Genomic DNA, 21,462 nt, shown 5'->3' with positions numbered 1-21,462 from the left:
ACAGACAAATGTTTGAAACAGAATTGATTAATGAAATTCGTGAGCGATTAAGTATATTTATTGGGTTATATGATAGTATCCGTATTGTGGATCCCATTAAAAAGGAACTGATTAAAGAAGAAGGGGCGTGCAGCTCAATTGAATTACCTAGAAAAGGGCGTCATTGTTACGATTTTTGGGAACAAGATACCGTTTGTGGCAATTGTGTGTCTTTTGTGGCTTATAAAAACAAGAAATCTACTTTTAAAATCGAACGCTATAAAGATGGGGCGTATTGTATATTTGCCTTGCCAATCGAACGCGAAGGTCGCTTATACATTGTAGAACTACTGAAAAAAGTGACAGCTGATGATTTCTTTTCTGATTTGTCTTTTAACTTAGCGTTACCACTCAATACAACAACAACTTTGACGGAGTTAGCTAACACGGATGAGTTAACAAAAGTTTATAATCGACGCTACTTTGAAACACAGTTAGCTAAAGAAATAATGTATAGTAGCTTTTATGAAACGAATTTAGCGATCATGATTATTGATATTGATCATTTTAAACAAATTAATGACTTACATGGACATTTAGTCGGTGATGAAGTGTTAAAGCAATTTGTTGAAGTGATTCAGTCAGTCCTTCGTCATGATATCGATTGGATGAGTCGATATGGTGGGGAAGAGTTTGTTGTTATTTTAAAAAATGTGGATTTCTCTCATGCGAATAAAGTTGCTGAACGAATTCGCCAGTCTGTTGAGCGTCATTTTTTTAAAATTGGGGATCATGTTCACCGCTTAACGTGTAGTATTGGACTTTCAATGTGTCAATCAGGTAATTTAAAACAAACTGAATTATTACAAGAAGCAGATCAAAAACTATATCAGGCAAAAAATAACGGTAGAAATTGTGTTATTAGTTAACAAAAAAAGGCAATCCTAAAATCAGGATTGTCTTTTTTTGTTAGTTTATATAAATTAAACTTCTGGATTGAATGAGGCAAGTTAAGTTTAGTAATATAAAACAAGTTGTTAAAAATAATTAAATTTTAATATTTTTTGCTAAAAAAGTATTGCTAAAGGAAAAAAAGTGTACTATTATAGTCGATGTTGTGCTGGTAATCAGTCAACAGGGTAATAAAAGGTGAATAAAAATCCATTTATAGGCAAGATATAGTATTTTATCCTGTTTTTGTTGTTGATTTTTGTGTGATAAAGCAAAAAAATGAAAGAGTTCGTTTTGTGTTTTTAACTGAAAAAACTTTTTTTTGCCTAAAAAGTTTATAAATACTAAACAAATCGTCTTGTATTGGTAACTGGAAGAGAAATAAATCTCTTTGCATAGAAAGGAGGAGAATAAAGTGAGTCATTTGAAATGTATGGATTTAAACACACAATATGTCTCAGTCGTAGATACTAACCGATTAGAAAAACATCGTGACATTCCACTGTTATCGGCTTTAAAAGAATATAGCCTTCAAGATATTGCAGCTTTTGATGTTCCTGGTCATAAACGTGGTCAGGGAGTAAAGGTATTAAATCAATATTTTGGACATGAACTGATGAGAATGGATGTTAATTCCCTGCCATTGCTTGATAATGTATCGAATGCTAAAGGAGTTATTAAAGAAGCACAGGAATTGTTAGCGGATGCCTATCATGCAGATGCTGCCTTTTTTATGACAAATGGAACCACATCGGCGATTCACTGTATGCTAATGTCAGTATTAGGACCGAACGATAAAGTATTGCTACCGAGAAATATTCATAAGTCAGCATTGAATGGTTTGATTCTGTGTGGAGCAACTCCTGTTTATTTGCCAACAGAAATGCTAGGAAAAGAAGGAATTGCTTGTAATGTTAAACCATCTGATGTTGAATCAATGCTTAATCAAGATTCAAACATCAAAGCTGTATTTTTATTAAATCCAACTTATTATGGCTTTGTCACCGATTTAGAGCAAATTATTCAAATTTGTCATCAAAGAGATGTACTTGTCTTAGTGGATGAGGCACATGGAGCACATTTTCCTTTTCATCCTGATCTGCCACCTTCGGGAGTTGAATTAGGAGCTGATGTCTCATGTGTGAGCATTCATAAAACTGGGGGAGCCTTAACTCAAGCGTCTGCTTTGCTTGTTAATAAAGCACGCATTGATGTTAAAAAAGTTCAACAAGTCATTAACATGCTACAATCTACTTCATGTTCTTATTTACTCATGAGTAGTCTAGATGGAGCGCGCCAGAATTTAGTCTTAAATGGCCATGAACAATTATCTAAAACGATTTATTTAAGTGAATATGCGCGATATAAAATCAACCAAATTCCAGGATTGCATACGATTGAACCGATAGGTGTTTACCATCAGTCTTATGATGTGACTAAACTAGGGGTAAATGTTCAAGGATTAGGATTAACGGGATTTGAAGTCTATGACCTGATGTGGAAAAAATATAATATCCAATTAGAGATGCCTGACTTTAATAATGTCTTAGCTGTGATTAGCTTAGGTGATCAATTAAAAAATATTAATCGCTTAATTGAGGCGTTTAAAGACATAGCGAGTCAGCATCACAAAGAATCTAACATTGAGCAAACCCCATTTAAATTAGTGAGTCATCCTCAAGTTGAACTATCTCCACGTGATGCCTACTTTAGTGAAAAAGAATTAGTTCCGCTCGAAGAAGCCATTGGGCGATTAGCGGGTGAATCCATTTTAGCTTATCCACCAGGTATCCCTATTGTTGCCCCAGGTGAACGAATTACTTCAGAAGTGATTATTTCCTTGAAGCAACTCAAACAAAGTCATGCTTTTTTAACAGATAATGTTGATAAAGCAATGAAACAGTTATTAGTGATTAAAGAAAACAATCTTTCTTAAGATAAAGGAGTGTTACCTATGCATAAAGTTGAAACATTAGGTCGTCACATTTTAGTTGAATACTACAATTGTGATCCAGAAGTTTTAAAAGACCCTGAGCTCATTGAACAATCAATGAATCAAGCAGCGTTAGAAGCCAAAGCAACGATTGTTGATTCTGTTTTTCATCATTTTAATCCATGGGGAGTTAGCGGAGCTGTTATTGTAGCTGAATCTCATTTAACGATTCATACATGGCCTGAATATGGATTTGCATCTGCTGATTTCTTCACATGTGGTGAGATTGATCCATGGAAGAGTTTTGAATATTTAGAAACCATTTTAAAATCTGAATTTAGTGAATCGATTGAAATCCCACGTGGATTAACGTCAAAAATTCAAAAACATAGTAAAAATGATTTAGGATTAATTACACATAAACCAATTGAAGCGGCTGCAGTGTAAGTCATAAAAGGAGAGATAAACATGGAGTTTTGGTATACAGAAGAGTGGACAGAAAACGTACGTTTTTCAATTAAAGTCGATCAGCAACTTTATTCAAAAAAGTCAGATTTTCAACAAGTAGATATCTTTGAAAGCCAAGAATTAGGAAAGTTTTTAACCTTAGATGGTTTAATGATGGTTAATGAAAAAGATGAATTTGTTTACCATGATTGTATCGTTCACACACCAATGTGTGTAAATCCTAACATTAAAAATGTTTTAATTATCGGTGGTGGAGACGGTGGAACAGCTCGTGAATTATCACGTTATTCCTCAATTGAAAAAATTGATATGGTGGAAATTGATGAGTTAGTGGTTCGTGCGTCACAAGAGTTTTTACCGATTACAGCTTCTAAATTAGAAGAAGATTCACGAATTCATTTATATTTTGAAGATGGGGTAGCTTGGGTAGCTAATGCCAAAGATGAAACGTATGATTTAATTATTGTTGATTCAACGGATCCAATTGGTCCAGGAGAGGGATTGTTCTCAACAGAATTCTATCAAAATTGTTATCGCATTTTATCAAAAGATGGAATTTTAGTGAATCAAAATGAGAGCCCCTACTTTGCTCATAATGCACGCGAAATGAAACGTGCTCATGAAAAAATTAATCGTATTTTCCCAATTGCAAAGGTTTATCAGGCACATATTCCAACATACCCATCAGGACATTGGTTATTTGGATTTGCTTCTAAAACATTTGATCCGATTAAAGATGCGAAAGTTGATGAATGGAACGCATTAGGTTTAAAAACAAAGTACTATAACACAGATATCCATGTAGGATCATTCATGTTACCGACATTTGTAAAGGAGATGCTTGAAGATGCAAAATCGTCTAAGTAATGCAGCTCAGTTTTTAGCTATGGAAGCCTCTTATGAAGACGCAGATGTGGTTGTCTTCGGTGCTCCATTTGATGGAACAACCTCTTATCGTCCAGGAACGCGATTTGCCGCGCAACAGATGCGTTGTGAATCAGATGGGATCGAAACGTACAGTCCATTGCTTGATTTAGATTTAGAAGATTATTCGATTTGTGATGCGGGAGATGTCGCTTTATCGAACGGAAATACACCGAAAATCTTATCTGAGATAGAAGAAGTTGCAGCGGGAATTATTAATGATCATAAAAAGCCATTAATGATTGGTGGAGAGCATTTAGTAACACTTCCAGTTATTGAAGCATTAGTGAAAAAGCATCCTAATATTCATATTCTACATTTTGATGCGCATACAGACTTACGTGAAACGTATAACAATGAAAAATTATCGCATGCAACAGTTATTCGTCGTTGTTGGGATATTCTTGGTGATGGTCGCATTTATCAGTTTGGTATTCGTTCAGGAATGAAGCAAGAGTTCGATTTTGCTTTAAAAGATCACCATACTTATATGGAGCCATTCACTGTTCATAGCGTGAAAGATATTGTGGCACAGTTATCAGGGAAAAAAGTATATATCACGATTGATTTAGATATTTTAGATCCATCTATTTTCCCTGGAACTGGAACGCCAGAACCAGGTGGAATTACATATCGTGAACTAGAGACGGTGTTTAAAGCAATTAAAGCAGCTGACATCGAATTAGTTGGAGCCGATATGGTTGAATTAAGTCCACATTATGATACAGCTAACGTATCAACGATTGTGGCATGTAAAGTATTAAGAGAATTAGCATTATTAGTAGCAAGTAAATAGATAGGTAGGGAGATATTTATGAAACAACGTAAATTATTCACATCAGAATCAGTAACAGAAGGGCATCCAGATAAAGTTTGTGACCAAATTTCAGATGCAGTTTTAGATGCAGTTTTAGCACAAGATTCAATGGCGCGTGTCGCATGTGAAACAGTTGCTTCAAAGGATTTAGTTTTAGTGACAGGAGAGATTACAACGACAGCGACAGTTGATTTTGAAGCGATTGTTCGTCAAACGATTCGTGAAATCGGATATACAGCAAAAGAAATTGGATTAGATGCAGATAACTGCCGCGTGATGGTAGAGTTAAATGCACAATCACCTGATATTGCACAAGGGGTTGATGCTTCATTAGAAGCGCGCGAGCAAGATGAAGAAGAGGCAGTGATCGGAGCGGGCGATCAAGGATTAATGTTTGGTTATGCTTGTCGTGAGACTGAAGAGTTAATGCCGTTACCCATTTCATTAGCTCATAAATTAGCTAAAAAATTAAGTGAAGTTCGTAAAAATGGAACATTAGACTACTTACGTCCAGATGGAAAAACACAAGTAACGGTTGAATACAATGAAGTAAATGAACCAGTACGCGTTGATACGATCGTTATTTCAACTCAACATGATGAAGAAGTGTCACATGCACAAATCGTTGCTGATTTAAAAGCGCATGTCATTGAAACAATCATTGATCCTGCTTTAATGGATGAAGCAACTCGTATTTTCATTAACCCAACCGGACGCTTTGTGATCGGTGGACCAGATGGAGATGCTGGATTAACAGGACGTAAAATCATTGTTGATACATATGGTGGATATGCCCGTCACGGTGGAGGAGCTTTCTCTGGAAAAGACTCAACAAAAGTAGACCGTTCAGCAGCTTACATGGCACGTTTCATTGCTAAAAATATCGTTGCGAATGGTTTAGCTGAAAAATGTGAGATTCAATTATCTTATGCCATTGGGGTTGCTGAACCAACATCGATTTTAGTTGAAGATTTCGGAACTGCAAATGTTTCAAATGAGCAATTAGTTAACATCATTAAACGTAATTTCAAGTTACATCCACAAGGAATTATTGAAATGTTACAATTACGTCAACCCATCTTTAAACAAACAGCCGCATATGGTCACTTTGGACAAGCCAACTTACCTTGGGAACAAGTGATCGAATTAGCAGTATAAATTCCTATATAATATAGAAAGAAAAAAAGCTATAAATATTTCAAAAACAGTTTCAGTTTTGGGGTTGAAAAAAGTAAATTACCTTAATTTTTACAAAGAAAAAAGCAGTCACTTTTACAATGACTGCTTTTGTTGTATTATCAACGTTTTTAAGTATTATTTATTAAAAATATGACGATTTTTACATTAGTTTTTACATCACTAAATTTTACGGTAATAAATTTATTACCGACTTTTTTATGACTGTAAAAATATCTACAAAAACGATTGTAATTTCAAATGATAAAACGATAATTTTAGGCGATAACTCCCTTATGTATTAGAAAAATTAGCCTTATATAAAGGGTTGTCATTTTACCTACTTTTTGTCATTTATTTTTACAATTATTATTTTACTCTATTGTTCTAAAATGTAAAGTTTTTCCTGTTTTTGTGATATAATCAAGAGGACAAGACTAATATAGTTCATGATAAGTAAAAATTGACTGATAAGGAGAGGTAAAAAAATGAAACTATTGAAAATAATTCTGTTCAGTCTGGCCATTGTGATAACTGGCTTACTCTCATTATTTGCATGGGGATGTGTCGGGGGACAATACAATCAAGATGTTTTAAATGAGTTAACAGGTCAAATTATATATACCCGACGTGATACAGATTCCATTTTGAAAATTTATACCTCTCAAGCTAATTTAGAGAATGAACAATTACTTTACGAACATCAAGATTCCATTGATAATGGAAACATTTCGGGTATTACCTATGATAAAGCAAATAACCGTCTTATTTTTGAAGCCTATGATGACGCATTAGAAGATTGGGGACTTTTTAAATTAAATGAGGATGGAACGGCAACCTCTCTTGGAATTTCCACCCTCGATTTAGAAGCAGATTGGCGTGTTCATTCCATAATGGCTGAGGATAGATTTTACGAAGAAGGTGGTGATTTATACTTAAAGGATGCCGTTACGGATGAAACCATGTTAATCAAAAATTTCTACGGAGCCTATGATGCAAAGTTTTCACCAGGTTACGTTCCTCGTGCTCTTTCTCAAGATGAAACCTTTGTTTTCTTTTCTTACAGTAAACACCTCACACCTTTTGGTGCTCTATTAGAGGGATTACTTAATTCTGATTACCACTTTCAAACCTATGTGCGAAACGTAAAAACAGGAGAAGAAAGTTTATATGTTAATTTTGGAGAGATTATCTTTCTATCAGAAACCGATAATTTCCTCGCCCATAACTAAGGTTATGGGCTTTTTTACTTTTATTAGGCCCTGTTTTAGAAGAGTTAGGAAACTATAATCATTATTAATAAGTAATATTGAATGCTCTTAAAATATTTAGATTTAAAATATAACCTTCTAATAAAAAGGTACTTATTCAAGCGGATTAAACCCTACTCGATAAGTACCTTTTTAGGTATAAAATCATTTAATTGACCATTTTAACAGAAATTTAGTGATTAAAATCCATAAAACTGAAACTGTTGAATATTTCAATTGATAGCTTTTTTTGTCATAGCGTCTAAAATTATGTCATACACTTATTAAGAAAGAGGAAATTCTTCCGAAGTGGAATCCTAGGACGAGGTGATAAGTATGATTTATAAGTTATTTAACTATTTAAAATCAGTCTCAGTGGAGGGGGAACATGGAATTGAATATTTAAGACATAATTCTCCTTATTTTGAAAGTGAACATGTATGTATAGAAGTTAAAGAAGTCTCTCATAATGAGATTCAGGTGCAAGTGATCCGTACCGTTTATCCTCTTTATAAAGTGAGACTCGAGTTTTTAAATCCAATGGAGAATGTTAAAGCGCAATTAGATTCGACAGGGGAATCTACTCCGTTTTGTGAGGAAGCAAAACACAATCAATGCTATACTTGTTCTGATTGGGGAGTATATGCTTTAGGAATTGAAAAAGACTATGGAAATGATGCGTCATTTCTTGTTAGTCCACACTATATTAAAGTAGAAATTCCATTAAATGATTCAAATGATTCTTGCTATCGTCTTTTATTTGAAAAATATTTAACCATTCATCCGAACCAAGAAATTGTCTCACGATTTAATCAGCTATTAGGGTATTCAATCGCTAATTAGATCTATTAAAACCTTCAGGGATTTATTGTAAAATATAACTTTTTTATTAAATAGAAGTAAAATATGGATTTTATCTAGAAGTTTGTCGAACTTAAGAGTTTTTTAAGGTAACTTATGGTATAGTGATGAGGGGATGATTTTAAATCATCAAATCATTAATTGGTGATATTGGGAGGATTTATGAAGAATCAACTACAATTAATAGCTTTAGTAAGTATCCTCATGGTGATAGGTGGATGTTCTCCCCAACTCAAGGCATTAAATGTTGTTCCAAAACCGGAGATAGAAACAGTAGAGTTAGAATCATTAGAAGTAGTGAGTGAAATAATTTCATCTAATTATCAGCCATTGGCTGAATCGTTAGATGCCTATTTACTTGATCAATCATTTAATGGTGTAACATTAGTCGCTTCAGGTGATCAAATTATTCTGTTAAAAGCGTATGGATTAGCTCAAGTGAATGAGCAGGAAGAAATGACAGTCGATCATCAATTTCAAATTGCTTCTGTTTCAAAGTCATTTGTCGCTGTTAGCATTTTACAATTAGTTGAAGCGGGAAAATTAACATTAGATCAGACGATTGATAAGTATTTTCCAGATATGCCAAATGCAGAGTTAATAACGATTCATCAATTGTTAACTCATACATCAGGCTTATACTCAGGTGATGATTTAACAAATTACAGTCAGGTAACAACTGTTGACGAAATTATTGCACCTGCGTTTAAGTCTTCGAATTTATATTATGAGGAGCCAGGAACGTATTCAATTTATTCAAATTTAGGCTATGATGTCTTAGGAGCCATTATTGAACAGGTTAGTGGTCAAACTTATGCAGACTATATTGAAGAACATGTTTTGATTCCTGCCGGAATGACTCAATCTGGTTTGAATATGGAAGGATTAGTATTAGAAAATATGGCAACAGCTTATAATGGGAATATCTCCGAGGGCGATGAAGCTAAAGTCTTACATCCATCCTTTGGTTATTCCTCTGGTGGACTTCATTCGACAGCCATGGATTTATATAAATACGATCGTGCGTTACATTCTAATCTGTTAATTTCACAGGAAAGTTACGATTTAATGACTCAAGAGTCTTCGAAAGTTGGAACTAAATCATATGGTTATGGTTGGTATGTCAATACGGGGGTAGAGGACACAGTTTCTCACCCTGGAAATTTAATTGGTTGGCATTCGATGTTACTCCGTCATCAAGAAGATAAAGTTACGGTCATTTTATTAACAAATCATGATGAAAATGACATGTTCATGGCTTATAATCTGGCTCGTTTAGTTTTAGCGGAAGTGGAATAGTAAAGGGAACTCTTCTTAATTGAAGAGTTCCTTTTTATTTAGCTCTTTAAAGTTATCTAGTATAGTGGCTAGGTCAGTTAAAGGAAATGAATTAAATTAAATAGTTGATTAAGAGACGATGCTATGATAGGAGGTAAAGATTCATAAGAAAGGGGAAAATTAAATGAAATTTGGAAACAAGCCTCTCATCAGTGGTATAAAGAGAAATAAGGACGGAAATAATGAATCATAGACCGAGGAAATCGCAAAAATCTTACACCATTTAACAAGAAATCAAAAAGGAAATGAAATCATGACGAAATATATGAAACCATCACCAGAAGAATTAAGAATGAATTTGACACCTTTACAATATGAGGTGACACAAAATAATGCAACCGAACAACCGTTTTATAACGAATATGATCAGCATTTTGAAGAAGGGATTTATGTCGATGTTGTCAGTGGGGAACCCTTGTTTTTATCGTGTGATAAATTTAATTCGGGTTGTGGGTGGCCTGCTTTTTCAAAACCTATTTCACGCCAAATGATTAAGGAAAAGGCAGATTGGTCACATAACATGCATCGTATTGAGGTTAGAAGTGCACAAGCAGATTCTCATTTAGGCCATGTGTTTAATGATGGACCGATTGAACAAGGAGGATTACGTTATTGCATCAATTCGGCGGCTTTAAGATTTATTCCAAAGGAAGAGATGCAAGCAGCGGGTTATGGGGAGTATTTACCGTTATTACGTTTAAATGAATGACTTTATTGAAACGTAATAAAGATTGTCAGACAAGCAATACGAGAAGTAGAAAATGAGGTTTCATCACGAATAGGAGATCCATTGTTTTCTAGGCAGCTTGATACCGCTTTAATACGATCTAATCAATCATTCCAAAGCGTTGAACGGAGTGAAGAAAGATTAATCAAAATACGATTTTAACTTTATTCTAATCAATAGTTTTAATAAAAGAGAGTCTAAATTTAAATGTTAAGGCTTTCTTTTTTTATGAGGAATAAGGATAGAATAATGTTAAAAAAACGTCTATTTTATCTCTTGATTTTCTAATACGGTATGCTAAAATAGCTATCAATTACCAAATTATGTAATTAAATTCTTGCTAGAGGGGGAAATCTAGTAAGGATCTAATTAAATAAATCATAAGGGGGAATCCTATATGGCACGTCAACAGTGGAGTTCAAGAAGTACTTTTGTCATGGCTGCGGTTGGGTCAGCCGTAGGGTTAGGGAATGCTTGGCGATTTCCGGGAATCGCATATCAAAACGGGGGAGGGGCATTTTTAGTTCCATACTTTATTGCCTTATTTACAGCTGGAATCCCATTACTAGCTTTAGAGTTATCAATTGGTAAAAAGTTTCAATCAGGTGCACCAGGGGCGTTCGCTCAACTAAATAAGAAATTTGAATGGTTTGGATGGTGGGGAGTAGGAACCGCATTTTGTATCGCGGCTTACTACTCTGTTGTCGTAGCTTGGGTGATTGATTATGTTGCGTTATCTTTTAAAGTACCGTGGATGGATAAAGCTGCAGCTGAAGTGTTTACACAAGGGGTGTTACAAGTCTCAAGTGGGATGTTTGATTTAGGAGGATTTAGTCCTGTTGTTTTACTTGGGCTAGTCTTTGCGTGGCTAAGCATTTGGTATTGTATTCGTCATGGCGTAGCATCTGTAGGGAAGGTTGTAAAATATACTGTTATTTTACCAATTATTTTACTGATGTTTTTAATCCTCCGCGCGGTGACTTTACCTGGTGCTTTAGAAGGATTAAGTTATTATTTAGTTCCTGATTGGTCTAAATTATTGGATATTAATGTTTGGGACGCAGCTTATGGTCAGATTTTCTTTAGTTTGAGTATTTTATTCTCCATTATGGTGGCCTATGGAAGTTATTTGGGGAAAGATGCAGAAGTGACTAAGGATGCAATGATTATCGGTTTAGCTGATGCTGGAATTAGCTTTTTATCAGGGTTTGCTGCCTTTGGAACACTTGGATATCTAGCTCAAATTAGTGGAACACCGATTGCCGAGATGAAGCATACTGGAATTATGCTCGCCTTTGTCACTTATCCTGAAGCGTTAGGACAAATGCCTGGTGGAAGATTTGGAGTCATTTTATTCTCATTAATTTTCTTTATCATGTTATTTACATTAGCGATTGACTCGGCATTTTCTATCATTGAAGCGATTATTACAGCATTTGTTGATAAATTTGGATGGAATAAGGAACGTACAACCTTCTGGTTTTGCGTGGTCGGATTCTGTGCAAGTTTAATTTTTGCGACTCGTGCTGGACTATATTGGTTAGATATTGTTGATCATTTTGTGAATGATTTTAATTTAATTGCCATTGGATTGGTGGAATGTATCGCATTAGGCTGGATTTTTGGGGCTAAAAAGCTTCGTGAGTATCTCAACTCTAATACAAACTTCAAGTATGGGGTTTGGTGGGATGTTGCGATTAAATACATCTGTCCAGTTATTTTCTTATTTATTAGTGTAACATATCTCATTACTAATCTTAAAAATCCATACGATGGTTATCCCGTGGCACATTTAGTTACAGGAGGATGGGCCGTTGTCGCTTTAACCGTTGTTTTCGGTATAATCATGAGTTTCATTCCTACAAAAGATCAGTCAAAGTCTGTCGAAAATGAAAAAGTGACAGTTTAATAAAGGGAAGATCAGTCTTAATTAAATAGACTGGTCTTTTTTATGTGACGTCGCATTCATCTAAAAAAGTCAGAGGATTGACGCAACAAGGTAAAATTAGTTATGATAGAGTCATTTAGATAGGAGGGTTTTGATGGACGATCAAGCTTATATTCAAAAAGAGGCAGAAATGCTGTATCAGTACATGATAGAGGATGGAGAAACCTTTAAAAAGCCAAAACAAATCTATCATCAGATTTTTAAAAGTATCCAAAGTAGTGTGGCCTGTGAATGTGGGGGACTTGCGCACTTAGAAATCTCTGAGCAAGAAGTTAAAGAAATTATTCAAAAAATCGTTGATGAACACCCAGTTAGTTTAATTAAATAAGATTAAAAATTCCCCAAGTATTTTTTATAATTGTTTTTTTAATATAAGTATGAGGAGGTTTTATAAAACCCTAAACATTAGGCAGTAAATGATAAAAGATATAGCAAGTTTATATAAACTTCTAGCTTGACGATATGAAAATCTTACTTAAGTAGGAGTAATTAGAAGTAGAAGGCGATTACTAAATCCAATGAGTCGCAAGATTGGTTGTATGGAGAGTGGGCATTATAATCTTATAGAATAAATGTGATCAGATAGCATCTCATCAATAATTAGTTTTTTTAGCAAACAGTATTTTTTACTGTTCTTTTTTATCACTAAAATACAGGTAATTATTAAAAAAATATCAGAAAATTGATTTTAATTCGCACAAAAAGTAATATTTTGAGGGTATTTTTGCGTAGTATTAATAGGTAATATTAGGAAGGGATTAGGAGGAGGAGGCATGAAAAAATTCTATATGAGTCTCGTAAATCATCGGAAAACGATGGTTATGATTTTTACGATGGTTTTTGTGGTGTGTTTATTACTTGGGAATCTAGTTAAGGTCAATTATGATATTAATGACTATCTGCCAGAGAGTAGTCCCTCTACAGTATCCCTTGAGTTGATGCAAGAAGAGTTCGATGGGGGGATTCCTAATGCGCGTATCATGATTTCTGATGTTACAATTCCAGAGGCTTTGGAATATAAAGAGAAGTTGGAAGCTGTTGATGGAGTCACAGCTGTTACTTGGCTAGATGATGTGGTCAGTATTTTTGTTCCTCTTTCAACACTAGATACTGATACTCTCGAAACTTATTATAAGGATAATAATGCATTGTTTACAGTGACCATTGAGGAAGATCGTCGTATTGAAGCGGTATCTAGTATTCGTGAAATCATAGGTGAAGATAATGCGATGACAGGAAGTGCTGTTTCAACAGCTATTTCAACGACTGAGACTGTTTTAGAAGTCAATAAAATTTCAATTTTTACAGTTTTGTTCGTTTTAGTTGTCCTAGTGATGACGACAAATTCATGGATGGAGCCACTGATTGTTCTGATCGGCCTTGGTCTTGCTATCGTCATTAATAATGGAACGAATTTGATTTTTGGTGAGATATCGTTTGTTACGAATGCAGCAGGAAGTATTTTACAACTTGCAGTCTCGTTAGACTATTCGGTATTTTTGCTTCATCGTTTTGAAGAATGCCGTCAAGAAAATCCAGACGTTAAAGCTGCGATGACGGAGGCACTTTGTAAGTCAACATCCTCGATCCTTTCTAGTGGATTGACAACAGTTATTGGTTTTTTGGCACTGGTACTGATGCAATTTAGACTAGGACCTGATCTTGGTCTTGCTTTGGCAAAGGGCGTGGCAATTAGTTTGATTACGGTATTTGTTTTCATGCCGTCATTTATTTTATTGACCTATAAATGGTTAGATAAAACAAGACATAAAGACTTATTACCTAAGTTCGATTTATTTGGAAAGAGTGTGCAAAAAATGACAATTCCTATGGTTTGTATTTTTGTTATCCTCATTATACCTGCTTATTTAGCTTCTAATGCTAATGATTATTATTATGGTTCATCTAATATTTTTGGTAATGAAACCCAACTGGGATCAGATACAGCTGTAATCGAATCAGTGTTTGGCAAAAGTGATACCTATGTACTGATGGTGCCAGCAGGGGATACAGCCACTGAAACAGAACTTTCTCAGGAATTAAATAACCTACCACAAGTCACAAGCATTATTTCTTATGTGGATTTGGCTGGGGCAGAGATTCCACTGGAATATCTAGATGAAAATACACTCTCACAGTTGATATCAAAAAATTATAGTCGAATGGTGTTATCAGTTGATGTTCCTTATGAGGGAGAAGAGACTTTTGCTTTAGTTGAACAAGTTCGCAACATCGCACAAAAATATTATTCTGATACGTATTATTTAGCTGGTGAGGGTGTCAGCACGTATGATTTGATGGAGACTGTAACCGATGATATGGTTAAGGTTAATTTTATGGCAATTGCAGCCGTATTTATTGTTCTCTTATTATCACTACGATCAATTTCTTTGCCAATTGTTTTAGTACTTAGTATTGAAACAGCCATATGGATAAATCTATCTATCCCATACTTTATGGATACGCCTATTTTTTATATTGCTTATTTGATTATCAGTTCTATTCAGCTTGGGGCAACTGTGGATTATGCTATTTTAATGACCGATCGATATAAGGAAAATCGTGAAATGATGAACAAAAAAGCAGCGGTTATTCAAACAATTTCTGATGTGACTGTTTCTATCTTGACATCAGGAAGTGTCTTAACGGTAGTTGGCTTATTACTTGGATATATTACGACAAATCAGCTGTTAGGACAGCTTGGTATTTTTATTGGACGCGGTGCTATCTTATCATTAATCATTGTATTGTTTGTGCTACCGGGACTTTTATATCTATTTGACCCATTAATTATTCGGAAAAGGAAAATCAAGCAGATACAAATGGGAGCTGATTAAGAATGTTAACAGGAGGTCATCTGAAAATGAAAAGTGTAAAAGGGAATGAAAGTAAAGTGATTGCCACTACATTGGCTGTATTGATGTCTATTTCAATGCTACCAGTGATGGCACATGCCGTATCTGAAAATACACCCAAAGAAGAAGTCGTATATATTAATCTGAATAACGATGGTTCAGTGGAGGAAATTAATGTTGTCAATATTTTTGAGTTGAATGAAAATAGTGAAATAGTTGATTACGGAAAATATAAGTCCATTCGAAATATGACAACAACAGATGAAATTAAAAATCTTGATGATACAATAATAATTGATGCACAGGCAGGAAAGCTTTATTACGAAGGGAAACTTGATAGTCGTGTGATTCCTTGGGATATTAGTATTCAGTATTATATGGATGATAAAGAATATACCGCTGATGAAATTGCCGGTCAGAGTGGAAGTTTGAAAATTAAGATATCTGTAAGTAAAAATGAACTAGGGCAGTCCGATTTTTTTGATACTTATGCCCTTCAAGCCTCTTTAACATTGGATACAAAAAATTGTGCAAATATTGTGGCAAATGAGGCAACTATTGCGAATGTGGGTAGTGATAAGCAATTGACTTATATTTTGCTTCCTGGTCAGGAAGCAGACATTACGATTACGGCTGATGTCACTGATTTTGAAATGGGGGGCATTTCGATTAACGGGATTCCACTTAATCTGAATATTGAAGTGGATGATGAAAAGCTAATAGAGCGAGTCACTGAATTATTAGATGCGATTGAACAGTTGGATGATGGAGCTAACGAACTAAAAAGTGGTGTAGCTGATTTGCAAGAGGGTGTTAAGAATGATTTACAAGCGGGGGTTAACGATTTACAAAATGGTGTTCAAAATTTGTATGCGGGGACTAAAAGTTTAAAAGATGGTGGGAGTTCATTACAGAGTGGCGTGGCAAATTTACAAATTGGAGCAGAAGCATTAAATGAGGGACTTCAGTCGTTGAATGATGGGATTGTCCAAATTCAAACGGCACTTCAGTCTTTGAACGGTCAATCATCTACTTTAACGGAGGGTTCTTCTAAAATCAAATCAGCATTGTCACAGATTCAAGGCGCTCTTAACAGTGTATCAGTAACAACAGATGATTTTAAAGCATTAATCCAAGCCTCTAGTGAACTTAAATCAGGTATAGAGTCTTTGGTGTCTAATGTGTCTTTTTTATATCAAAACGTAAGCTATGAGTCTTATAAATCTGTCATGTTACAAAATGGTCTGGATATTGAGGCGTTAAAACAGAGTAATGATTCAGCGATTAATGCGTTACAAGCCACTATTGTCTCTTTAAGTGAGCAGATTGCAACACTGCAAGCAGCTGGAGTAGATACAACACAGCTTCAATCCCAAGTAGCGCAACTCGATAATATCATTTCACTATTTGGAGCTAATAATGCTAGCATTAGTGGGACAGAAAGCTATCTCTCTACTATTCATGAAAATCTCTCAGCATTGTTAGAGGCGGTAACAGCATTACAAACGAATTATACAATCTTTGATGCAAAAATAGATGAACTTGTTAATATGCTTGGCGGTCTAGCTTATAAGCTCACTGAGTTATCGACGGCAATTAATACTTTAGTGACTGAGTATGAAAAACTTGATTCGGGAATTAATGCTTATACAGAAGGGGTGTCAGAAATCCTTGCCGGTTATTCACAGGTATCTGATGGGGCGACTAAGCTAGTAACAGGTAGCGGGACGCTAAAAAATGGAACAGAAACACTTTATAGCGGAACCAGTGATTTACTTTCAGGAATTGTTGAAGTTTATAATGGGACAGGGACATTAACAGATGGAACTGGCACATTAGATGAGGGAGTTGCTAAATTGTTGACTGGAATCGTTGATCTTTACGATGGAACCGGTGAATTAAAGGATGGAACCACAACAATGCGTGAAGAAACGTCAGGCATGGATACAGAAATCAGTGATAAAATAGATGAATTGTTAGAAAGTATCACTGGAGGAGACAGAGATATTGTTTCATTTGTATCAGAAAAAAATACGAACGTAAATGCGGTACAGTTTGTCATTCAGAGTCAGGCGATTGAGGTATCGGAAGTAGAGGAGAATTACTCACAACCAGTAGAAGAACTTAATTTTTGGGGTAAATTGTTAAAACTATTTGGCATTGAGTAGGCTGAAATATCTTTTATACGAATACTTGAGAATGTTTAAATAATTAAATTCGGTTTACTATAGAAAAAGCAACTAGATGGCAATACGCTACTGAGTTGCTTTTTTTATTAAGACACTAATTTAGTATTTGAAATTAATAGTAAGTATTTAATAGGCTAGATTGGACTTGTCGTGAGAAGATTGAGTTGATTAGATGTGCCAGTGTTGTACGGATATTGAGAAGAACAGGATGGAACGATTAGCTGAAAAGTGGGGATAGATAGTCATTGAAGAGGAGAGCGCACGTTGTAATTCTAAAATCGTGAGCGAATCGAGTTTGAGTATTATCAAATTAAATTCGTAGCCATAAGACTGATTCAAAAGTTGCTAAAATATTAAGTGATAACTTTCTCTTAATTTCAGTGTGTAATAAGAAACCAGATATGAAGGGTGTCCAGTGGATTAAAGCGGACATGTCTAACTTTGTTAAATTCAAATATGACTTTGATCGAATTCTTTCTATAATGTTAAATAACTAAAAAATCGAATCTGTTTTGACTCCGTTATTTTTAAAAACATATAGAAATAACGGAAATAATGAGGTAAGAAAGAGTGTAATATCAAGGGTTGATAAGAATTCATATATAACTTCCTATAATATATATTATGTAAACTTATAAGTTTACATAATGAGGATTATTGGTATTTTAGGCACAATGACTATATAAGTCCAGATAAGTTTTTTACATCGTAAAAACTTTTAGCTGGACTATAGTCTGCCTTGCACGGCATAACCATCTCATATTTCGGTTGATGTATTAAATGTAGAAAACATTTCTGTTTGTATATAGATTTTTGTACATATTTTAGTTTTAGTGTTTAAAACTAAGATTATCTTAATTTTAGGAGGTTTTTTTATATGCGTGTTCCTTTATGGTTAGATACGGTTTCGGCACCCAATTATCCGACACTTACACATCCTCTAGATGTTGATGTATGTATTGTTGGAGCTGGAATTACTGGTGTGACGTTAGCTTATTTACTCAAAGATACTGATTTAAAAGTTGTTTTAATTGATTCCGATCATGTTTTACATGGGACGACGGCTTATACAACAGCAAAAGTGACGGCCCAGCATGATATTGTTTATGATGAAATTATCCATTCTTACGGTGAATATCAAGCTAAGTGCTATGCGAATGCTCAAACAGATGCCCTTTATTTCATTGAGCAAACCATTCAGCAATTAAAGATTGACTGTGAATTTGAACGAAAATTTGCAGCAATTTATACGCAAGATCCTACGTATGTTCCTGTGCTTGAAAAAGAGTTTAAAGCTTATCAAACGTTAGGGTTAAAGGGAAATTTGGTAGATGAATTAGATTTACCTTTTGCGATTGAGAAAGCATTGATTTTAGAGGATCAGGCACAGTTTCATCCCTTAAAATATACACTTGGCTTACTCAACTCTATTGCAGAAGCTTCTAATATTGAAGTTTATGAAAATACGCCTGCCACAGATATAAAAAAACAAGATTCTGCTTATGTGATTGAGACAGCTTCTCATGTGGAAATTCGTGCCCAAAAAGTGATTCAAACCTCACACTTCCCTTTTTATGACGATCTTGCCCTACTCTTTGCTAAAATTGAACCTTCTCGTTCTTATTTAATTGCTTGTGAGGGAGCACAAAATTTACCCGAAGGGATGTATTTGTCTTACGAACAGCCGACGCACTCCGTTCGAACCTATCAAGATTTATTACTCATTGGTGGTGAAGATCATCGAACAGGAAATCAAGAAGATACAGTGGCTAAGTATGAGGCATTAAAAGGTTTTGCTCATCAGAATTTTCATGTCGATGATGTGATTTATGAATGGTCAACACAAGATTATGAGACGGTTGATAAGCTTCCTTTTGTCGGTCGGATGCAAGAGAATGATAATATCTTTGTCGCAACAGGTTTTCGAAAATGGGGAATGACGAATAGTACGGCAGCTGCCCTACTTTTACGTGACTTAATTTTAGACAAAGAAAATCCATATGAACCTTTATTTAGTCCACAACGTAAAAATTTAAAAGCACAAATCAAAAATCTAATCTTTTATAATGCTCAAGTGGCGTTTGAATTGTTGAAAGGAAAATTACAACACGTAGAAGGAGTAACCTCACTTAATCCTGGTGAAGCGACAGTTATTTCTACAGATGAAGGAAAATATGGCGTTTATAAAGATGAAAATGAGGAGTTATTTGTTGTCGACATTACGTGCCCTCACTTAGGATGTGAGTTGAATTTCAATCGTGCAGAATGTACATGGGATTGTCCATGTCATGCATCACGTTTCTCATATAAAGGTGAGATTATTTCGGGACCTGCTCATTATTCATTGAAGTCGACGAAAAATAAAATTGATCCGAACCTCTTTTAATTTATCTACAAAATAACTCATAAACAACAACTGATGCTATAAACGTTATGTTTTTAGTGTCGAAACTAGTGGTAAATCGTCAAAAAAGGATGTTAACGACTCCCCTATTTCATTTTATTGTGTTTCATTGAGGGGATTTGGTTGAAGGCAGTTCAAATAGAACGTATAATAGATTTGAGCCTGTTGTGCTCACACTCCTTATCTTTACCTACATTCCTAAAACACCATTGACCGGCAATGGTGTTTTTTCTTTACGCTATGTTTTAGAATAATGTTGATATTTAAAAAGAAAAAAAGCTGAAACTTATATTTCAGCCTTTTTCTTTTTAATTTATTCTAATTACTTATGTTCTTCCCATTTACATTCTGTAAATTGGATTTCTGTAAAAGTGGCTTCAAATGAAGAATCTTCTGGACTACAAGCATATACTCCAATTCTTATTTTGCCTTGCCCCTCAAATAAATGGAAAATCCTCATTTGTTTATAATGAATTCCATCATATGAATTTTCAATACAATAATCACTATCACGTCGGCTGAGCCTATAATACATTTCTTTTTGTTTAGCTGGGATATCTGTTGTTGCCCAATCTGAATACCCATGATTAGTCACAACACTCCCTAATCGTTGATAGTTCTCATTTTCATATTCTATAGATGCTTTAAACCAATTATCACTATCTTGATAAATTATGACCCCACATTGGTCAAATCGATGTTTACTGTTAAATTGTGTTTTCACACTAAAAGAAAAATATTTTTCACTTGTATGAATCAGTAATGCAGGCGCATTGTCATTTTGAAAGCCGTAGTAGGTTCTTTGCCAAAAATCTGTTTTAGGTTCCGTCTTAATCATTAATTTTTCATCTGATAAATTATATTCTTTAGGTTCGTAAATCCAAGTAGAATTATAACCTTTCAACAACATATCTTTCCCCCCTATAAAAGTTATCATTCATAGCTCTTATTTAACAACAATCTAACCTCGATTTCATAGCATTGGTTACTTAATGTTTAGGTTAATTATATACTAATTGTAATAAAATAGGAATATAGCAAAAAAACACTTACTTAAATACCTATTAACAATTTATGTAATTTATAGATGTTAAATTATATAAACTGTGGTTTGCGTCTTTTAATACTTTCATTTGATATGACAGAGTAACTTGCTTGTGATTGAACATATACCTTTTGAATCTTTGAGATTCCTTTTTCAACTTCGACTAAAATTTCTGGTAAATCAACTGATGCTACTCGCTTTAAAAGTGCTAAAATAACTGCTTTTGGTATAAATCAAACCCATCAAACGTATGTTCTAATAATATTATAATGGATATTTTAGGAGTTAGTTATGCAAATTCTGTGTGAAATATCAACACCTTTCTAAAACAGAGCCTTTCTTTATTAAAAAATAAAAAAATGACTATAACATTGTATAACTAATCATAAATAATCCATACTACTAATGAGCACAACTTAGACATTCAACTAGAGCTCACCTTTCTTCTCTTTCTCATACCTCTCTATTTGTAATGATATATTATTAATCTAAAAGACACTGATTCAGTGTTTTTTTTATTATTTATATAAACAGATAAGTTTTTCACATTTTTTCGCAGAGTCTTTGAATCACTTCCGAAGGTCTTTCATTGATATG

At 34.4% G+C, this 21,462-nt stretch carries 16 protein-coding genes and 1 pseudogene; 15 read left to right on the top strand and 2 right to left on the bottom strand.

What is annotated here, in order from left to right; genetic code table 11:
- Nucleotides 1-8: 8 nt before the first annotated feature.
- From NEH74_RS12825 to NEH74_RS12755, 15 genes are all read left to right on the top strand, one after another.
- Complete coding sequence (locus NEH74_RS12825) at nucleotides 9-908, top strand: GGDEF domain-containing protein (protein ID WP_262941443.1); 900 nt, start codon at nucleotides 9-11, stop codon at nucleotides 906-908.
- Nucleotides 909-1,345: 437 nt separating this feature from the next.
- Complete coding sequence (locus NEH74_RS12820; protein ID WP_262941442.1) at nucleotides 1,346-2,866, top strand: aminotransferase class I/II-fold pyridoxal phosphate-dependent enzyme; 1,521 nt, start codon at nucleotides 1,346-1,348, stop codon at nucleotides 2,864-2,866.
- 18 nt (nucleotides 2,867-2,884) lie between these two features.
- A complete protein-coding gene (speD, locus tag NEH74_RS12815) occupies nucleotides 2,885-3,310 on the top strand; it encodes an adenosylmethionine decarboxylase (RefSeq protein WP_055276719.1) in 426 nt (141 codons plus the stop codon).
- 21 nt (nucleotides 3,311-3,331) lie between these two features.
- Nucleotides 3,332-4,198, top strand: coding sequence for a polyamine aminopropyltransferase (speE, locus tag NEH74_RS12810; RefSeq protein WP_055276717.1), 867 nt, complete (start codon nucleotides 3,332-3,334; stop codon nucleotides 4,196-4,198).
- On the top strand, nucleotides 4,179-5,051 hold the full coding sequence (speB, locus tag NEH74_RS12805) for an agmatinase (RefSeq protein ID WP_055276715.1): 873 nt from the start codon (nucleotides 4,179-4,181) through the stop codon (nucleotides 5,049-5,051). Before speE ends, speB begins: the two co-directional genes overlap by 20 nt.
- Before the next feature lie 18 nt (nucleotides 5,052-5,069).
- Nucleotides 5,070-6,230, top strand: coding sequence for a methionine adenosyltransferase (gene metK, locus NEH74_RS12800; protein WP_212723315.1), 1,161 nt, complete (start codon nucleotides 5,070-5,072; stop codon nucleotides 6,228-6,230).
- Nucleotides 6,231-6,736: 506 nt separating this feature from the next.
- The gene (locus tag NEH74_RS12795) at nucleotides 6,737-7,480 is read left to right on the top strand and encodes a hypothetical protein (RefSeq protein WP_262941441.1); all 744 of its coding nucleotides are present in this window, start codon (nucleotides 6,737-6,739) and stop codon (nucleotides 7,478-7,480) included.
- Between the two features lie 354 nt (nucleotides 7,481-7,834).
- Nucleotides 7,835-8,341 carry a hypothetical protein gene (locus NEH74_RS12790; protein ID WP_055276188.1) on the top strand — a complete coding sequence of 169 codons (507 nt, stop codon included), beginning with the start codon at nucleotides 7,835-7,837 and terminating at the stop codon, nucleotides 8,339-8,341.
- Nucleotides 8,342-8,521: 180 nt separating this feature from the next.
- Nucleotides 8,522-9,658: a serine hydrolase domain-containing protein gene (locus tag NEH74_RS12785; protein ID WP_055305133.1), complete on the top strand. Its 1,137-nt coding sequence runs from the start codon at nucleotides 8,522-8,524 to the stop codon at nucleotides 9,656-9,658.
- Nucleotides 9,659-9,950: 292 nt separating this feature from the next.
- Nucleotides 9,951-10,406 carry a peptide-methionine (R)-S-oxide reductase MsrB gene (msrB, locus tag NEH74_RS12780; RefSeq protein WP_055276184.1) on the top strand — a complete coding sequence of 152 codons (456 nt, stop codon included), beginning with the start codon at nucleotides 9,951-9,953 and terminating at the stop codon, nucleotides 10,404-10,406.
- Nucleotides 10,407-10,821: 415 nt separating this feature from the next.
- A complete protein-coding gene (locus NEH74_RS12775) occupies nucleotides 10,822-12,333 on the top strand; it encodes a sodium-dependent transporter (protein ID WP_262941440.1) in 1,512 nt (503 codons plus the stop codon).
- Nucleotides 12,334-12,466: 133 nt separating this feature from the next.
- Entirely contained in the window at nucleotides 12,467-12,700 is a 234-nt protein-coding gene (locus tag NEH74_RS12770; protein WP_055305127.1) for a hypothetical protein, read from the top strand.
- 445 nt (nucleotides 12,701-13,145) lie between these two features.
- Nucleotides 13,146-15,209: an efflux RND transporter permease subunit gene (locus tag NEH74_RS12765; RefSeq protein ID WP_262941438.1), complete on the top strand. Its 2,064-nt coding sequence runs from the start codon at nucleotides 13,146-13,148 to the stop codon at nucleotides 15,207-15,209.
- Between the two features lie 26 nt (nucleotides 15,210-15,235).
- A complete protein-coding gene (locus NEH74_RS12760) occupies nucleotides 15,236-17,395 on the top strand; it encodes a hypothetical protein (protein WP_202966249.1) in 2,160 nt (719 codons plus the stop codon).
- An 898-nt stretch (nucleotides 17,396-18,293) separates the two neighbouring features.
- A complete protein-coding gene (locus tag NEH74_RS12755) occupies nucleotides 18,294-19,802 on the top strand; it encodes an FAD-dependent oxidoreductase (RefSeq protein ID WP_055305124.1) in 1,509 nt (502 codons plus the stop codon).
- Nucleotides 19,803-20,142: 340 nt separating this feature from the next.
- Here the strand turns inward: NEH74_RS12755 and NEH74_RS12750 are convergent, their stop codons facing one another.
- Together NEH74_RS12750 and NEH74_RS12745 are read right to left on the bottom strand one after the other, a co-directional pair.
- Nucleotides 20,143-20,730: a DUF1349 domain-containing protein gene (locus NEH74_RS12750; protein ID WP_055305122.1), complete on the bottom strand. Its 588-nt coding sequence runs from the start codon at nucleotides 20,728-20,730 to the stop codon at nucleotides 20,143-20,145.
- Between the two features lie 185 nt (nucleotides 20,731-20,915).
- Nucleotides 20,916-21,032: pseudogene (locus NEH74_RS12745) on the bottom strand (IS1595 family transposase); the annotation flags it as partial.
- Nucleotides 21,033-21,462 lie beyond the last annotated feature (430 nt).

This window comes from Turicibacter sp. GALT-G1, from assembly GCF_025594995.1.
GTDB classification, from domain to species: Bacteria; Bacillota_I; Bacilli_A; order MOL361; family Turicibacteraceae; genus Turicibacter; species Turicibacter bilis.
This window is presented reverse-complemented; position numbering and strand designations above follow the sequence as displayed.

Excerpts from the sequence above, each read along its gene's own strand:
- NEH74_RS12825 (WP_262941443.1), top strand. The coding sequence starts at position 9 with ATGTTTGAAACAGAATTGATTAATGAAATTCGTGAGCGATTAAGTATA.
- speD (WP_055276719.1), top strand. The coding sequence starts at position 2,885 with ATGCATAAAGTTGAAACATTAGGTCGTCACATTTTAGTTGAATACTAC.
- speE (WP_055276717.1), top strand. The coding sequence starts at position 3,332 with ATGGAGTTTTGGTATACAGAAGAGTGGACAGAAAACGTACGTTTTTCA.
- speB (WP_055276715.1), top strand. The coding sequence starts at position 4,179 with ATGCAAAATCGTCTAAGTAATGCAGCTCAGTTTTTAGCTATGGAAGCC.
- metK (WP_212723315.1), top strand. The coding sequence starts at position 5,070 with ATGAAACAACGTAAATTATTCACATCAGAATCAGTAACAGAAGGGCAT.
- NEH74_RS12795 (WP_262941441.1), top strand. The coding sequence starts at position 6,737 with ATGAAACTATTGAAAATAATTCTGTTCAGTCTGGCCATTGTGATAACT.
- NEH74_RS12790 (WP_055276188.1), top strand. The coding sequence starts at position 7,835 with ATGATTTATAAGTTATTTAACTATTTAAAATCAGTCTCAGTGGAGGGG.
- NEH74_RS12785 (WP_055305133.1), top strand. The coding sequence starts at position 8,522 with ATGAAGAATCAACTACAATTAATAGCTTTAGTAAGTATCCTCATGGTG.
- msrB (WP_055276184.1), top strand. The coding sequence starts at position 9,951 with ATGACGAAATATATGAAACCATCACCAGAAGAATTAAGAATGAATTTG.
- NEH74_RS12775 (WP_262941440.1), top strand. The coding sequence starts at position 10,822 with ATGGCACGTCAACAGTGGAGTTCAAGAAGTACTTTTGTCATGGCTGCG.
- NEH74_RS12770 (WP_055305127.1), top strand. The coding sequence starts at position 12,467 with ATGGACGATCAAGCTTATATTCAAAAAGAGGCAGAAATGCTGTATCAG.
- NEH74_RS12765 (WP_262941438.1), top strand. The coding sequence starts at position 13,146 with ATGAAAAAATTCTATATGAGTCTCGTAAATCATCGGAAAACGATGGTT.
- NEH74_RS12760 (WP_202966249.1), top strand. The coding sequence starts at position 15,236 with ATGAAAAGTGTAAAAGGGAATGAAAGTAAAGTGATTGCCACTACATTG.
- NEH74_RS12755 (WP_055305124.1), top strand. The coding sequence starts at position 18,294 with ATGCGTGTTCCTTTATGGTTAGATACGGTTTCGGCACCCAATTATCCG.
- NEH74_RS12750 (WP_055305122.1), bottom strand. The coding sequence starts at position 20,730 with ATGTTGTTGAAAGGTTATAATTCTACTTGGATTTACGAACCTAAAGAA.